Origin of the sequence: Campylobacter concisus (genome assembly GCF_050447445.1) — a bacterium.
Classification (GTDB): domain Bacteria; phylum Campylobacterota; class Campylobacteria; order Campylobacterales; family Campylobacteraceae; genus Campylobacter_A; species Campylobacter_A concisus_BI.
Genome location: NZ_JALMFW010000001.1, coordinates 391,793 through 407,486 on the forward strand (window position 1 = coordinate 391,793; position 15,694 = coordinate 407,486).

The following is a 15,694-nucleotide window of genomic DNA, read 5'->3' on the forward strand; positions in this document are numbered from 1 at the left end:
GATATTGATTCTATAAATTTTAAGGAGCCAAAATGAAAATTTATCAAATCGCAAACTCATATAATAGTTCAAGTATAAAAGAAAATGTAAAATCAGAAATTTCGCTTCATAAAGATGAAAAGAATATCTCTAAAAAAGAGTCTGAAATTACAAATTTAACAGCCAAAGACATTTCAAATAGCTACTTTTTGCAGTATCAAAAAGATATCGTTAAAAGTAGTAGTTCAAATTTACTAGCCCAAAGCGGCTTAAGCTTTAATGCGCCTAAAAATTTATCAGAAATTTTATCAGGACTTGATCTTGCAAATATCGGCTATAACGGTAAATCTTTAAACGAGCTAAGTAGTGACGAGGCAAATGATCTTATCAGCGAGAATGGATTTTTTGGTATCGCAAATACGGCTGATAGGATAGCTAGTTTTGTGCTAAATGGTGCAGGCGATGACGTGGAAAAACTAAAAGCTGGTAGAGAGGGTGTGGCAAAGGGTTTTGAGGATGCGAAGAAAATTTGGGGAGGTGAGCTTCCTGAAATTTCTCAAAAGACTATTGAAAAGACCCTTGAGACACTTGATAAAAAGATCGCCGAGCTTGGCGGCAACGTTTTAAATGTTTCAGCTTAACTATCTTAGGTAGGCTCGCCTAAGATAAATTTGTATGATCGTGTATATAAATTTAAATACAAGCCTTTAATTTCCCACAAAATTTATTTAATCTTAAAAGCTATACTTCGCCGTTTTACACTAAGGAGAAGAGATGAAAGCTAAAATTTTACTTCCACTGGTAACCACTATCATGTTTTTGGGTTGCTCATTTTTTGAGGACAACCCACCAGTCAGAAAACAACCAAGACAGATCATGCAAAATACGCCAGTAAAAAGCTCAATCAAAGGTTTTATAAAAGAAGTTACTTATAAAGATTCAAAATACTGCTATGAAATAGTGGCGAGCGATACAAAAAACCATAAACTTAATAAAGCAAATTTTTGTGCAAATAGATACTATTATGATAAAGGCGACTTAGTCTATGCGACCTTTTATGCAGATAAACTTATAGATATGCTTCTTATAAAAGAGGGCGGCTCTCGTGGCTTATATAATGGTATAAAAAAGCCACAAAATGATGTGATTATTAAAAGAAAAAATGTAAAAACAAATATCGAAGTGCCAAAAGAGGAAAAAATTTCTTTTTAATTACCGTTGATTTACTGCTTGCTTATATAATTTCAACAGCAATCAAAACTAGAACTCCTTTTAAGGGGCGAAATAACAGCCCCTTTTTCTTTTTACTCATTTAAAATTTTGTCCTTGTTTTATTTAAAATTATCAACTTTTGCCTATTTTTGATTAATTTCGGTAAACGATCGGTAACTGAAATTAAAAATTTTAAGCTTCATGTTAAATTTTATTGATTATAATCGTCAGCACAAAACCTTAAAAGGAGAAAAAATGAAACTAACAAAAATTAGTTTAGCCGCTTTGGTTGCTTTAGGTGCATTTTCAAGCGTAGCAAGTGCTACTCCACTTGAAGAAGCTATAAAAAATGTAGATCTTTCAGGATTTGCAAGATATAGATATACAAATGATAAAAAACACGGTGAGTTTTCTAATACAAAATCAGAATCTGGCTCAAAAGCCGGTCATCAATTTAAAGCAGTAGCAAATTTTAAAGCTGCTATTGATGATAACTTCTTTGGCGTTATTGGTTTAAGATATAACGCTACTGATAATTCTGGTGATAATACTCAGAACGATCAAGGTAGTCAAGAAATTGGCACAGATAAAACTAATACAACTGAGCCATTTAGAGTTCATCAGTTCTATCTTGGTTATAAAGCTGGAAACACTACTATAACAGCTGGCAAACAAGAGATTGGCTCATTCTTTACAGATGATGCTATTGGTACCGGTGTAAGAGTAGTGAATGAAGATATCGAAGGACTTACTCTAACAGCTCTAGCTTTTGACGCAATTGAGGGTGATAGTGTTGAAAGTGATGGCAAGTTGTATGAAATTACAAATTATTTAAATGATTATGATGCAGGTAATCTATATGCAGCTGGCATCGCTGGTTCATATGATCCTATCAATTTCCAACTATGGTATGCTAGCCTAACAAATCTAGCTGATCTACTTGCAGCTGATGTAACTGCAAACTTTGCTATAAATGATAATGTTAGCTTAGGTGGTAGAATCAACTATGTTAATAGCACAGTAGACGTAAGCGCAAAATCACACCTATCTGAAAGAATAGCTGCATCTAATGGTGTTGCAAACTACAATGATGGTAACTTTTATGCTGGAGAACTTACAGCTTCACTATTTGGTCTTGATGCTAGATTAGGCTATATGGGTTGGAAAGTTCAAGATAAAGGTGTAACATCATTTGTTTTTGAAGATAAAGGTAGCCTAATAGATGTGGGTGAGCTTACACTTGATCCAACATGGGCTGATGGTAAAGCTAACTTAGTATATGCTACAGCTGGATATACATTTGATAAATTTACAGTTGGTGTTGATTACATAAAAGGCCACATTAAACACGCTGCAGCTGCTGGCGAAAATGGCAAAGAAAAAGTTGAAGAGGTTACCCCAAGATTTGCATATGAGTACAGCAAAAAGCTAACATTTAGCTCATACTATGCATTCAAAACTTCAAAATTTGCTGATGAGGCTAAAAACAAAGAAGATCAATTCAGATTTGAAGCTAAATACTCATTCTAATCGTAGCTCATTAATCAACTTATGATATAATCCCGGGTCGGAGCAATCTGATCCGGGTTTTTTAAATTTAGAGCAAAATTTCAAGGAAAGTTATGAAAAGTATTAAAATTTCTTTTTTGGCGTGTTTTTTGGTGGCGAATGCCTTTGCAGCTTCACAAGTCTACTATATAGAAGCTCGTGGTGAGTTTGGTAAAGAACTTGCTGAAATGGCAAAAAAGCAGGCTAATGATAGAAATGAAAAAGTAAATGTTTATGTCGATGAAGATCCAAGACGCTATAAAGATAATAGAATTTTAAAATTAGGCGTTGATAGAAAGGGTAGATATAGTGTTTCTTTGGGTAAGGAGCTTTATGAAAAGCAATGTGCTAGCTGTCATGGCGAGAATGCTGATAAAAGGCCATTTGGTTCAATACCTCTAAAAAATATGGATGCTAAAGATATTGAAGATAGCATCATCTCTTATAGAAGTGACTCAAGTTTCGGTGGAAGCGGTAAAAATGTAATGCAAAACCAAGCTAAAATTCTTTCAAATAATGATCTTGGCGCGATTCTCGCCTATCTAAAAGGTAAAGATGCATTTACTGAACAAGATACGAATGAGAACAAGCCAGTCTCTACTCAAACAAAGCAAGGCAGTTATTTAAGATAAGTTTCACTTTGATAGCTTTGTCATAATGTAAATAAAAGGAAGCAGATGTTAAATCCAAAATCATTATTTTTAAGTATGGGCTCGGCTATCATTTTGATGATAATCTTTGCCATAGCTAGTGGAGCCGCTACGATAATAGAAAGTAAAACTAGTACAGAAGCTGCATGGTACTATGTTTATGGTGCCAGCTGGTTCGCTCTCATTCAACTACTTCTTGGCATAAATTTGACCTATAATATCTTTAGATATAACTTAATCGATCCAAAAAAACTCCCTTCGCTTATCTTCCATCTTGGTTTTATCGTTATCTTAATCGGCGCTGGAATAACAAGATATCTTGGCTTTGAGGCCGATATGCATATAAGAGAAAAAACTCAGTCAAATATCGTTACGACAAAAATATCCTATTTAAATTTAACCGCATTAAACGATAATGGAGAAGAGATAAACGCTGCTTTACCACTAGGGCTTTCTGATGCAAAAAAAGGTTTTGATTTAAAGCTAAAAATAGTAGACAATGAAGCTAATTTAAAATTTAAAGAATTTGTGCCAAATGCAAGCTATAAGTTTGTGGATGATAAAAACGGGCAACCAGTAGTGGAATTTGTGGTTTCAAACGAGAGTGAAAGTGAAGAAATTTTCTTGTTAGAAGAAGAGGAAGCAAGGGTTGCAGATATTAGTTTTATCTTTAATGCTAAGCCAGACGAGAGCAAAAAATATGTACTTTTTAAATTAGTGGACGGAAATTTCACAGTTACTTCAAATACCGATCTTTCAAAATTTACAATGAGTGATAGCTCAAAAACTGAGTTAAAAGCTGGTAGCGTAAATGAATTTGGCATGGGTAGTCTTTATACTATTTCAAATATAAATTTTGCTCCAAGATTAGTTTCAGCTCATGCTTCAAGAAAGCTAGTTAGTACAAAAGATAGCGAATTTAACGCCTTGATAGCTGAATTAAATTATAAAGGCGAGAGTAAAGAGATGCATATTTTTTATAACTTAACAGAGCCTTCACGCTTAGCTGTGGCTGGACAAAAATTTAACGCTTCATGGGGCGCACAGCAAGTTAAACTTCCGTTTAGCTTATACTTAAAAGACTTTGAGCTTAAAAGATATCCTGGCTCAAATTCGCCTATGAGCTACTCAAGTGAAGTTATTGTAAAAGATGATACAAACATGTCGGGGCTTGACTATAAAATTTATATGAATCACGTGCTTGACTATGATGGCTATAGATTTTTCCAAAGTTCATACGATACAGATGAAAAAGGAACCATTCTCTCTGTCAATAAAGATCCAGGCAAGATACCAACTTATATCGGCTACTTTTTGCTTGGGCTTGGCTTTGTGCTAAATGTTATAAATCCTGGTAGCCGTTTTAGAAAACTAGCTAAGTTAATAGACAATGAATCAACAAAGGGTGGTAAAAAGGTTGTTGCTATCATTACCATTATGCTTTTAAGTTTAAATTTTAGCTCATTAAAGGCTGAAGACTTTTTTCCTAATATCAGCAAAGAGCACACACAAAAGCTTTCTAGGCTTATTGTACAAAGCTCAGATGGTAGAATGAAGCCATTTGACACTCTTAGCAAAGAAATTTTAAATAAAATACATAGAAGCGAGAATATAAACAGCCTAAACTCGAATCAAGCGATGCTTTCAATAATGGTAACGCCTGATTTTTGGCGAAGTGAAAAAATTATCTCACTTGGACAAAGTAAGGAGCTAAAAAAAGAGCTTGGCATAGATGAAAATGCAAAATATGCAAGTTTTAATGATTTTTTTAGAGCTACAAAAGATGGCGGAAGTGAATATAAACTCACAAAATTTGCTGAAATTGCTAATCGCAAGCACCCTGGATCACGCAATACCTTTGATAAAGACGTGATCAAGATCGATGAGAGATTGAACGTTTTTTATATGATATTTATTGGTGAAATTTTTAAAATTTTTCCAAAGCAAGATGACCCATCAAACTCTTGGTATTCACCTGCTAGTGCAATGATGTATTTTCCGCCTAAGGAGGCCGATCTAGTCATTAATATGATGAGAGAGTATTTTGCAGCAGTTGATGCAGCAACAAAAGATAATGATTGGAGTAAGGCTGATGCCACACTTGATAAAATTTCAGCCTATCAGCAAAAGTACGGTTCTGCTGTAATGCCAAGTGAAGAAAAGATAAATATAGAAATTTTGTTTAATAAAATTCAAATTTTTGAACGATTGACGCCGGTTTATCTTTTGGCTGGCCTTGCACTTTTATTTTTTGTTTTTGTCAAAATGCTAGCTCCAAAAGTTCAGATAAATGGTATTGTAAGAGTTGTATACATTGTAAATTTACTAGCTTTTCTTGCTCATACTGTCGGACTTGGACTTCGTTGGTACATTGCTGAGCATGCGCCTTGGAGTAACGCTTATGAATCGATGGTCTATATCGCTTGGGCTCTGGGATTTTCTGGTATCGTCTTTGCAAAACGTAGCCCTATCGCTCTTGCTCTTACGTCTATATTGGCTGGCGTTACATTATTTGTTGCGCACCTTAGCTGGATGGATCCGCAGATCACTACACTTGTGCCAGTGCTTCAAAGCTACTGGCTAACAATACATGTTTCTGTCATTACTGCAAGTTATGGATTTTTAGGGCTTTGCGCATTACTTGGTGGCTTCACGCTATTGCTTATCATTTTACAAAATAAGAAAAAGCCAAATCCAGAAATTTCTCGCAATATCCTCGAAGCTACCCGTATAAATGAGATGGCTATGATACTAGGACTTAGCTTGCTTACTCTTGGAAATTTCCTAGGCGGTGTTTGGGCGAACGAGAGTTGGGGCAGATATTGGGGCTGGGACAGCAAGGAGACTTGGGCGCTAGTTTCGATACTTGTTTATGCCGCAGTTCTTCATATAAGATTTATTCCAAAGCTAAACAATCAATATGCGTTTGCAGTTGCTTCGTTCTTTGCCTATTGGTCGATTATTATGACTTATTTTGGTGTAAATTTTTATTTAGCTGGCATGCACTCATATGCAGCTGGCGATCCATTGCCAGTGCCTGATTTTGTCTGGATTAGTATCGTAATAATGGTGCTTATGAGTGCTTTAGCATTTACAAAGCGATCACTTTGCTCAAGGCTTTAGATGCTAATAAAAGGTCTAATAGTTTTCTTTGTTGTATTGCTATTAATTGCAATTTGTGTGTTAATCTATATACTTTTAAGAAATAGGGATTATAGCATCGAAACAAAGGACCTTGCATTAGAAAAAGAAGAGATAACGATCGAAAAGCTTGAAAAGCTTGCCGGTGATAATAATCTAAGTAAAAACGAGCTTTTCGAACTTATTCAAATCTTTGTAGGAAATTTTAGTATACCAGCCAAAAATAACCAAATCATGCCAAAAGAAGCAAATAACTATATAAATTTCATAATTTTAATCTGCTCTCATAAAAATTCTGATGCTAAGCTCATTAGTTTTTTAGACAAAGAGGCTAAAAAGAAAAATCCAAGCTATATTGTCGAGATAGAAGAGAGTGAGAAAATTGGCATAGAAAATCGCAAAAATCGTAGATAATTTTATTCAAAAAAAGTGTAGTTAAAATATCTTAAAATTAAGCTTGGGATAAAAATGAGTTCTTATGATATTGATTCTATGTACGTGATATTTCTTATTTTCTTTTCAATCGTATTGCCTATATTTTCGATAATTCCTGCAGGTAGATATAACATAAAGGTTTATGCGAGTAAATTTGATCTAATTGGACTTCATCTAATTTTTCCAATTATTATATTGCCTACTTTGGTAGGTACTTTTATTTTTGTTTGCAGCTTTTTAAATATTTCAGATTATGCTGGTTTAAGCTTTGTATTCTATGCTTTTTTAATTTTAATGATAGCCTATATAATTTATGCCTTTTATGTTTGTATCAGATATAACTATGGCTTTTTTCATTGTATCGTAGCACTTTTCTTAAGATTTAATTATGTTATGCCGCTTATTTATCTGCTCTTTTTAGGCGGAAAAAACTACAAAGATGACAAAGAGGTAACCTCTAAAAATATGAGAGGCTTAAATCTTTTTGATCAGTTTAGATTTTCTATTTATAATTTAATTGCTATTAGAAGTTAAAAGTATTTTAAGAGCATTAAAGGTTTTGCAATTAGAGAAAACGCCAAAAAGTAAGAGAAATTTTTACATTTAGTTTTTGTTTGGTTTTTAGGTCTTTTTTGTTTTTAAAATTTTAGTCCAAAGCAGGCTTTTGTTTTGTCTTATCGTTTTTAAGCTTATCTTTTTTGGCTTCAAACTCAGCTATTACATTTGCATCAGGAAATAAATATCCATCCTCAACCATCAGATCAACTGCTTTTTTAAACATAGGCAAGGCACTTTGAGCACCGAAGTAGTAGTAAGGCCTTTTAGGATCCCTTGCTAAAACGCCTATTGTGTAGCTATTACCTCTTGTGTCGTTTACAAAGCCAAAAAATGAGCCATTATAGGTATTGCTGTATCCACCACTACCTGAAGCAATGTGTGCAGTTCCGGTCTTACCACCTATCTCAAGCCCTGGCGTAAAGGCTTTTAGCCCAGTACCTTTCTCAACCGTTTTTATTAAAATTCTCTTCATTATCTTTGCGGTTTCTTGTGATATAACTTGAGCTGGCTCGGACTTTGGCAAATCGTATCTTTTTCCATTTCTCTCTAAGTAGGCAACCATGTGAGGAGTAACTTCAATGCCTTTATTATTAAATGTATTATAGGCTTTTAAAAGCTGCATAAATGTAGCTTGCAAGCCGTATCCGTAGCTCACAGTCGCCTTATATGTCGATGAGTTTAGCTTTGTAACTGTTGGCATCATGCCTACTTGCTCGTAAGGCAGATCTATGCCAGTCTTTCTTGAAAAGCCAAAATTTAAAAGTCCTTGATAAATTTGTGGCCCATTTAAACGTTCAACAAGCTGAATCATGCCGATGTTTGAACTGTGCACGATTATATCTTCAGCACTCATAAAAGGCTCCGGATGGGTATCTTTGATTATCCTTTTGCCGAGTTGGTATCGGCCATTATAGGTATTTACAAGCTCAAATGGATTTACTTTCTTCTCTTGAAGCAAGATGGAAAATATAAATGGTTTAAAAACCGAGCCAACTTCATAAGCATATTCGCTAACGGTCGAATTTAGAGCGCTATAATCTTGCTTTCTTATATTTGAAGGATCATATCTTGAGCTAGAAGCTAGGGCTAAAATTTCTCCATTTTTGCTATTCATTATACAGATGACTAGCTCTTTTGCATCTAGAAATTCACGCTTTTCATCTAAAATTTGCTCTAGTTTGGTTTGAAATTTAAGCGGTATAGAAAGTACTGCATTGTAGCCATCTACTCTTGTTGCTAAATTTGAGTCGCTTGTTAAAATGATATTATTTCCAATATCGCGAGGCCCTAAAATTTTTGCATTTTGTATCGGAGCTAAATAATCTTCATAATATCTCTCAAGACCTTTTACGCCTTTACTTTTTGTAAGTGCGTCACTTTCAGTTTTGCTCACGTAGCCAATAGCTGGTGTGAGGGCGTCTTTTGACATAAATTTACGATTTTGTCCGCTCTCCATTACTCTCATGCCCTGAAATGAAGCAAGTCCTGTTTTTGGATCAAGGTATGAAACCAAAATGCTCTTGCGATTTAGCTTTCTTGAGAGCTCTTGAAGGTAGGTAGCACCCTTTGCATCAATACTATATGAGAGTGTAACGATGCCTTTTGTACCATTTATAATCTTTCTTACTTTGTTTGGATCGTCGCCGCTGTAAAGCGAATATAATTTAATGAACATCTCTTTTTTATTAGGATCAATGTTTCTAGTATCAAGCATCACTTTGTAGAGTTTTTGGCTTGAAGAGATGCTAAAGCCATCTTTTGTGATTATATTGCCACGAATTGCTGTGTTTATATCGCTTGTTTGAAGCCTAGGAAGCTTTCGCTCGATACTTGCTCTATAAAATATGACAAGCACAAATATTGAAATTCCAAAAGTAATTAATAAAAAAAGTATGGTTATTTTTGATTTTCTGGAATTCATTAATGACTTAAATTTGTGTTCTAGAAATTTCTTTATAAGCACTTAGTGCTTTGTTGCGAATTTCTAGCATAAGCTTCATGCTAGTCTCTGCTTTACCTATCGCAATAGCAGCTTGGTGAAGATCTTTTACCTCGCCAGTTGCAAGATCAGCTATGGCTTTATCAGCGTTGATTTGGACTTTATTTAGCTCTTTTAAAGAGTCGTTTAAAGCATTTTCGAAGCCGCCTTGTTCGCCTGCTTTTGCTATTTTATTTGAATTTTCATTTTTATTTATTTTGTCTAAATTTATACTATTTATCATTATGCTTGTCCTGAAATAAGTGATATCGCACTTTGTGCTATTGTTTTTGCGTTTTGAAAGGCTGCCACGTTTGCTTGGTATGCCCTTGTTGCTTCAAGCAGGTCAGACATCTCGATGACTGGATTTATATTTGGAAATGCGACGTAGCCATTTGCATTTGCGTCTGGATGACTTGGGTCATATTTTAGCTGAAAGTCCTTATCGTCGCGCACCACTTTATCTACGATCACACTAGTTAGGGCAGGGTGAGCGTTTCTTGGTGAGCTTGGATCGTCAAGCGGATTTTCATACTCGAGTAGACTTTGTGAGCTTTTAAGCTGATCGTTTAAAATTTTATCAAAATTCATCTCTTTAAAGATGACCTCTTGTCTTCTATATGGCCCACCTTCGGCCGTTCTTGTAGTTTGAGCGTTTGCTATATTTGAGCTGATGACGTTCATTCTGAAACGTTGTGCGCTTAGTCCGTATCCACTAATATCAAAATCATTTAAGTATGACATCATCTCTCCTAGTTCTTAGCACTTGCGTCTATTACGCTTTTAAAGATATTGCTTTGAGCCTTGTAGGCGTTATCAAGGGCGTTTATCATAACTGTATTTTTGCCCATTTCTGTTGTTTCCACGTCAAGGTCGACTGTATTTGCGTCATTTCTAGCCATATGACCATCACGCAAGAAAATTTGAGCTGTGTCGCTTTTTGGAAAATCAACTGCAGCCATATGCGCTTCGTTTGTCTTAGCAAGTTGTAGTTTTTTTTGGCTTGAAGTGTTATAAATTTCATTTGCTTTTTCTTTTAAAACATCTTCAAATCTTATATCTCTAGCTTTATAAAATGGTGTATCAACGTTTGCAAGATTGCCAGAGATTAGTTTTTGGCGTAGTTCTCTGCTTGCAAGAGCTGATTCAACAAGTGGGCTAGATTTTGATTTATCTAAAACAAACATTTAAAATCCTTATGAAATTTCATATTTTTATAAGCAAACGATGTTCCAAATATAGGGCAAATTTATTTTGTCTCATAAATTTTTACCAGATCTTCTTTCATTTTTGTGACTTTTATACCACCAAGATAGTATTTTACCCCGTATTGTCCGCTATCTACGTCTGTTAAAATTTGATATTCGCCATTTTTTATCACGACCTTAAAAGGTAGTGCGATCTCGTGTTTGTATTCGATGTCTCTTACGATTTGCTCGGCAAGTCTGTCATTTATCTTTTGATCGTTTGTTATGAAATAATAGGCGTTAAATTTTTGCATAAATTCGTGCAAAACATACTCATTTGTGATATTTTCAAAGTGAGTTAGTCCAATTAGTGTAAATTTATCTTTGTTTTCAAGCTGATATTTTGTAAGCTCAGCTGCCTCTTTTTGACAAGGGGGGCAAAATGTACCAAAAATATCGATCATTAAAACCTTATTTTCATCATTTTTGATAGCAAAGCCGTGATCTTTTCTAACTAAAGTAAGCTCCTTGCCGCTCACATCTACGAGCTTAACCTCTTCATTTGGACTAAATTCTTTAAAATTTACACTACTCTCCTCATCTTCTCCACAACCAAAAAAAGAAAATAAAGCGATTATTAAAACAAGTAAATTTTTCATCTTATCCCTTAAACATATCTTTTTATGGCAGCTCTTGCCTCTTTGTCTGCCTCGCGTCTTTTAAAAGTCTCACGCTTGTCGTGTAAATTTTTACCTTTTGCAAGGGCTAGTCTTGCTTTTACGATGTTTTTATCGCTTAGATAAAGTGCTAAAACAACCAGTGCTAGTCCATCTTGTGAGACTTGACCAAAAATTTTATCGATCTGCTTTCTATGCATCAAAAGTTTTCTGGCTGCTCGCTCATTTGGACGAAATGCGCTATGTGTAGTCTCAAGATAGCTAATGTGGGCGTTTAGTAAGAAAAGTTCGCCCTTTATGACGCGCACAAAGCTATCTTTTAAATTTGCTCTGCCAGCCCTTAGAGCCTTGACCTCACTGCCTTTTAAAACGATGCCAGCTTCAAAGGTTTCAAGTATGCTAAAGTCATGCAAAGCTTTTTTGTTTTTTGCCATATCTTTTATCAAAGTTTTACCTTTTATTTTACGCTAAATACGCTACTACCGCTACCACTTAGAAATTTATCTTTAAACTCATTCATTTGTGGATAGAGCTTAAAGCATGGGGCAAAAAGATCGTTTAACTCCCCGTTTTTATAAATTTCAAGTAGCTCTTTGCTCTTTAAATTTTGCATCTTTTTTGCAGTATTAACGTTTATGTATTGTAAGAAATTGCTTCTAAATTCTTGATAAACCGCCGGTGTAGAGCAAAAAACATTTGGTGTGAAGATATTTAAATTGGGCACTTCATCATCAAATTCTTCTATGATCTCGCCTATGCCGCTCACATTTGCTGCCTTGTAGCCACTTATGAAAAAAGCGATATCCGCACCGATTTTAGACGCTATTTGCATCAAATTTTCATGTTTTATATTTAAATTTAGCTCATCATTTATCATTAGCAAAAAGGTGGCGGCATTTGAACTACCTCCACCAAGGCCCGCACCAATTGGGATATTTTTGTTGATGATGATTTTATGAGAGCTAAAAAACTCGTCAAGCTCGTTTGAAAAGCCGGCTCTTTTTAGCTCATCTATCGCTTTTTGAATGATGTTATCTTTTATATCGTGGTTGTTGCATTCTATAGCAAATGAATTTGACTTTTTAAAATAAATTTCGTCAAAAAGCTGCTCACAGAGGATAAAGCGCGATAAAATTTCGTGGTAGCTGCCTCTAGTACCAACTATCTTTAAAAATATATTTATCTTTGCAAAGCTTTTCATTTCTCGATTTTTTTAGCTAGCTCATGAATATCGGCTTCGCTTGTAGTCTTTGTGGCATGGATATTTTCATTTTTGATATCATTTGCTAGTTCGCTTCTTAGTATCATTGTATTTCGTGGCGCTTCGATACCGAGCTTAACAGTGTTTTTTGAAATATTTACTATGACGACTTTTATGTCATTTCCTATTAAAATTTCTTCATTTTCTTTTCTTGCTAGGATTAACATTTTTCAACCTTATTTAGAGTGTAATTTATAGTATCATCCGTGATTTGGATTACGCTCATAAATTTATCATAATTTAGCAAATAAATTCCTTGCTTTTGTGTTTCAAAATCGTTAATTTTTAATTTCTTACCATCAAGAATATCGTTTATATCCCCAAGATATGTATTTTTCTGAATGTTTAAAAAATCACAAATATTCAAAAATTTTTCATTTTCGTAGCAAAATTTGCCTTCACTTGTCCTTTTTAATGAGCTTAAAGTTACATTATAACCAAGCTTTTTTCCAAAAATTTCTGCATACGAACGGATATAACTTCCTTCGCTTACACTTAGACGGATAGTTAAAAATGGGTGCGAGTAGTTTAAAATTTGGCTATCAAAAATTTCCATCGTTTCTGTCTTTAGCTCAAATTCTTCGCCGTTTCTAGCTAGCTTGTAGGCTCTTGTACCATTTACATGCTTGGCGCTAAATTTTGGCGGGATGTAGCTTATCTTGCCAGTCAGCTCACTTCTTATGGCTTCAAGTTTTTCTAAATTTAGCTCTTTTACATTTGAAATTTCAGTGATATTTTCATTATCCATGCTTGGACTACTCGCCCCAAGCCAGATCGTAGCTTCATAGACTTTTGGACTTTTATCTAAAAATCTAAAAAATTTCGTATACGAGCCAAAAGCGACTATTAGGCAGCCGCTTGCAAATGGATCAAGCGTGCCCGAAAATCCAGCCTTTTTAACGCCGTATTTTCTCTTTAGTCGTCCTAAAAAGTGGTTTGAGCTCATGCCAGCTGGCTTATTTGCCACGAAAATGGCGTTCATACAGCTTTTTCCACAAAGCTTGACATGATCTCTCTTACGTTGCCACCAAAATTTATAGTTAGTTTAAACTCTTTTTTGATCTTACTGACAGCGCTCACCCTGCCGATACCAAAAATTTTATGCTTAACAAGGTCACCTTTTTTAAATTCATTGCTCTGCTCGATGACTAGCGAGCCATGCGTGATGCCACTCTCGCTTAAAAATCTACTTTTATTTAGTCTTGTTCGCTGACCCTTGTAAAAGCGTGAGTTTGCAAAGCTTAGACTAAGTGTCTTTTTGGCTCTTGTGATCGCCACGTATGCAAGCCTGCGTTCTTCTTCGATATCGCTGCCGTCGCCAATGAGTGGAAAAAATCCCTCTTCAAGACCGATCACAAAAAGGTGCTCAAACTCAAGTCCCTTGCTCGCATGCACGCTCATGATACTAATAGCCTCATCGCTAATGCCGTCTTGCTCACTTGTCAGCGTGATTTCGTTTAAAAACTCTTCCAGATCAAAGCTTGGATTTTGCTTGATCTGATCTTTTAAAACAGCGTAAAACTCGTCGATGTTCGCCGCTCTTTCAGCACCATCTGGCAAGCTCTCGTAGTATTTTTTCACGCCAAATTTAGCTTCAAATTTATCTATTAGGTCAAAAACTGAGCTGCTTTCTTGAAGCTCTTTTAGATTGTTTGCAAACTCAACAAGAGCTGATCTCACCTTTTTGCTAAAGGCTTCGTCGTTATCAGAGATGTTTGAGATCGCCTCGTAAATGGAAATTTTGCCTTCAAATGCCATTTTTTCAAGCTTATCAAGACTCACTTTGCCTAGCCCTCGTTTTGGGCGATTGATGATGCGCCTTATTGAAAAGTCATCGTTTGGATTGTTTATCAGTCTTAAGTAGCTTATGATATCTTTGATCTCGGCTCTTTCATAAAATTTAACGCCGCCAACCATTTTATAGGCGATCTGCTCTTTGTTTAGTCCATCTTCAAGCGAACGAGAGAGCGCGTTTATGCGGTATAAGATCGCGATATCTTTTGCCTGCACACCTTTGCTTAAAAGCTCTTTTATGTATTTTGCGATCTTGCCAGCCTCAACGCTCTCATCAAAGCTCTCTATCAAATTTACGGCCTCGCCTTCGCCTTTTGTGCCCACTAGCTTCTTGCCAAGGCGGTTGCGGTTATGATCTATCAGCTCATTTGCGGCTTTTAGTATTGCCTCGCTCGAGCGGTAGTTCTTCTCAAGTCTAATGATCTTTACATCTTTAAACTGATCTTTAAAATTTAAGATATTATCTATTTTCGCGCCACGCCAGCCGTAGATGCTTTGATCATCATCGCCCACGACGCAGATGTTTTCGTGGCATAGACAGAGCTTTTTTAGCAGTTTATACTGAAGGTCGTTTGTATCTTGATACTCATCGACCATTATGTATTTGTAGCGGTTTGAAATTTCTCTAGCAAGATCTTCGTTTTCATCTAAAATTTTATATGTAAGCCCAAGCAGATCATCAAAATCAACAAGATTATTTGTTTTGAGATAATCTTCATATTTTTCATAAATTTGTGCTGCTTGTTTGTAAAAGTTATCCTTGCTTTTATCAAATGAAGAGAAATTTGCGTTTTTATAGACCTCTTCGACGCTTAAAAGCGAGTTTTTATAGTTTGAAATTTCACTTGAGAGTATTGCCGTGGCAACTGGACTTTCAAAGCTTTTGATGATGCGTTTTTTATCATCTGTGTCGATTATGACGAAGTTGTTTTTTCTGCCAAGCTTTTCTATATAGAGTTTTAAAAATAAGAGTCCAAATTTATGAAATGTGCAAAGTAGTGGCGAGTAGTTTTTGCCACTTTGGCTTAGCATCGCCATAGCTCTACTGCGCATTTCGTTGGCAGCTTTGTTTGTAAAAGTAAGAGTTAGTGTATTTGCCGCGTCTATGCCGACCTCGCCGATGAGGTAGGCAAGCCTAGTTGTGATGGTCTTTGTCTTGCCGCTACCAGCTCCTGCAAGTATGAGCATCGGACCATCTATATGAGTAGCTGCTTCGCGCTGGGCTTCGTTTAAATTTGATAGTAATTTTTCCATTTTTTGCTTTTTAAATTTTC

The 15,694-nt window shown here is 35.5% G+C and carries 17 protein-coding genes; 7 read left to right on the forward strand and 10 right to left on the reverse strand.

Annotation, left to right across the window (positions count from 1 at the left end):
* The first annotated feature begins 32 nt into the window (after positions 1 to 32).
* The 7 genes from MTT30_RS02035 (at position 33) to MTT30_RS02065 (ending at position 7,499) form a co-directional block, all read left to right on the forward strand.
* Complete coding sequence (locus MTT30_RS02035; RefSeq protein ID WP_429800803.1) at positions 33 to 620, forward strand: hydrogenase-4 component G; 588 nt, start codon at positions 33 to 35, stop codon at positions 618 to 620.
* A 133-nt stretch (positions 621 to 753) separates the two neighbouring features.
* On the forward strand, positions 754 to 1,191 hold the full coding sequence (locus MTT30_RS02040; RefSeq protein WP_429800804.1) for a hypothetical protein: 438 nt from the start codon (positions 754 to 756) through the stop codon (positions 1,189 to 1,191).
* A 255-nt stretch (positions 1,192 to 1,446) separates the two neighbouring features.
* Positions 1,447 to 2,721: a major outer membrane protein gene (locus tag MTT30_RS02045; protein ID WP_429800805.1), complete on the forward strand. Its 1,275-nt coding sequence runs from the start codon at positions 1,447 to 1,449 to the stop codon at positions 2,719 to 2,721.
* 92 nt (positions 2,722 to 2,813) lie between these two features.
* Positions 2,814 to 3,371 (forward strand): c-type cytochrome, encoded by a 558-nt coding sequence (locus MTT30_RS02050; RefSeq protein WP_429800806.1) that lies wholly within the window; start codon positions 2,814 to 2,816, stop codon positions 3,369 to 3,371.
* Between the two features lie 45 nt (positions 3,372 to 3,416).
* Positions 3,417 to 6,512 carry a cytochrome c biogenesis protein CcsA gene (gene ccsA, locus MTT30_RS02055; protein WP_429800807.1) on the forward strand — a complete coding sequence of 1,032 codons (3,096 nt, stop codon included), beginning with the start codon at positions 3,417 to 3,419 and terminating at the stop codon, positions 6,510 to 6,512.
* Entirely contained in the window at positions 6,513 to 6,944 is a 432-nt protein-coding gene (locus MTT30_RS02060) for a fatty-acid--CoA ligase (protein ID WP_429800808.1), read from the forward strand.
* Positions 6,945 to 6,998: 54 nt separating this feature from the next.
* Positions 6,999 to 7,499: a hypothetical protein gene (locus tag MTT30_RS02065; protein ID WP_429800809.1), complete on the forward strand. Its 501-nt coding sequence runs from the start codon at positions 6,999 to 7,001 to the stop codon at positions 7,497 to 7,499.
* 112 nt (positions 7,500 to 7,611) lie between these two features.
* On the opposite strand, the gene MTT30_RS02070 is transcribed toward MTT30_RS02065, so the two are convergent.
* The 10 genes from MTT30_RS02070 to MTT30_RS02115 form a co-directional block, all read right to left on the reverse strand.
* A complete protein-coding gene (locus MTT30_RS02070) occupies positions 7,612 to 9,444 on the reverse strand; it encodes a peptidoglycan D,D-transpeptidase FtsI family protein (protein WP_072594993.1) in 1,833 nt (610 codons plus the stop codon).
* 7 nt (positions 9,445 to 9,451) lie between these two features.
* On the reverse strand, positions 9,452 to 9,745 hold the full coding sequence (gene fliE, locus MTT30_RS02075) for a flagellar hook-basal body complex protein FliE (RefSeq protein ID WP_054196419.1): 294 nt from the start codon (positions 9,743 to 9,745) through the stop codon (positions 9,452 to 9,454).
* Positions 9,745 to 10,245: a flagellar basal body rod protein FlgC gene (gene flgC / locus MTT30_RS02080; protein ID WP_054196420.1), complete on the reverse strand. Its 501-nt coding sequence runs from the start codon at positions 10,243 to 10,245 to the stop codon at positions 9,745 to 9,747. The genes fliE and flgC overlap by 1 nt, the downstream gene beginning before the upstream one ends.
* A gap of 8 nt (positions 10,246 to 10,253) precedes the next feature.
* The gene (gene flgB / locus MTT30_RS02085) at positions 10,254 to 10,688 is read right to left on the reverse strand and encodes a flagellar basal body rod protein FlgB (RefSeq protein WP_429800810.1); all 435 of its coding nucleotides are present in this window, start codon (positions 10,686 to 10,688) and stop codon (positions 10,254 to 10,256) included.
* Between the two features lie 62 nt (positions 10,689 to 10,750).
* Positions 10,751 to 11,347, reverse strand: a complete 597-nt coding sequence (locus MTT30_RS02090; protein ID WP_429800811.1) for a TlpA family protein disulfide reductase — start codon at positions 11,345 to 11,347, stop codon at positions 10,751 to 10,753.
* Positions 11,348 to 11,355: 8 nt separating this feature from the next.
* A complete protein-coding gene (gene smpB, locus MTT30_RS02095) occupies positions 11,356 to 11,808 on the reverse strand; it encodes an SsrA-binding protein SmpB (RefSeq protein WP_429801800.1) in 453 nt (150 codons plus the stop codon).
* A gap of 14 nt (positions 11,809 to 11,822) precedes the next feature.
* Positions 11,823 to 12,566, reverse strand: a complete 744-nt coding sequence (locus tag MTT30_RS02100; protein ID WP_429800812.1) for a 4-(cytidine 5'-diphospho)-2-C-methyl-D-erythritol kinase — start codon at positions 12,564 to 12,566, stop codon at positions 11,823 to 11,825.
* Positions 12,563 to 12,793 (reverse strand): carbon storage regulator CsrA, encoded by a 231-nt coding sequence (csrA, locus tag MTT30_RS02105; protein WP_429800813.1) that lies wholly within the window; start codon positions 12,791 to 12,793, stop codon positions 12,563 to 12,565. The genes MTT30_RS02100 and csrA overlap by 4 nt, the downstream gene beginning before the upstream one ends.
* Positions 12,787 to 13,608: a tRNA pseudouridine(55) synthase TruB gene (truB, locus tag MTT30_RS02110; protein WP_429800814.1), complete on the reverse strand. Its 822-nt coding sequence runs from the start codon at positions 13,606 to 13,608 to the stop codon at positions 12,787 to 12,789. Before truB ends, csrA begins: the two co-directional genes overlap by 7 nt.
* Positions 13,605 to 15,674: an ATP-dependent helicase gene (locus tag MTT30_RS02115; protein ID WP_429800815.1), complete on the reverse strand. Its 2,070-nt coding sequence runs from the start codon at positions 15,672 to 15,674 to the stop codon at positions 13,605 to 13,607. The genes truB and MTT30_RS02115 overlap by 4 nt, the downstream gene beginning before the upstream one ends.
* Positions 15,675 to 15,694 lie beyond the last annotated feature (20 nt).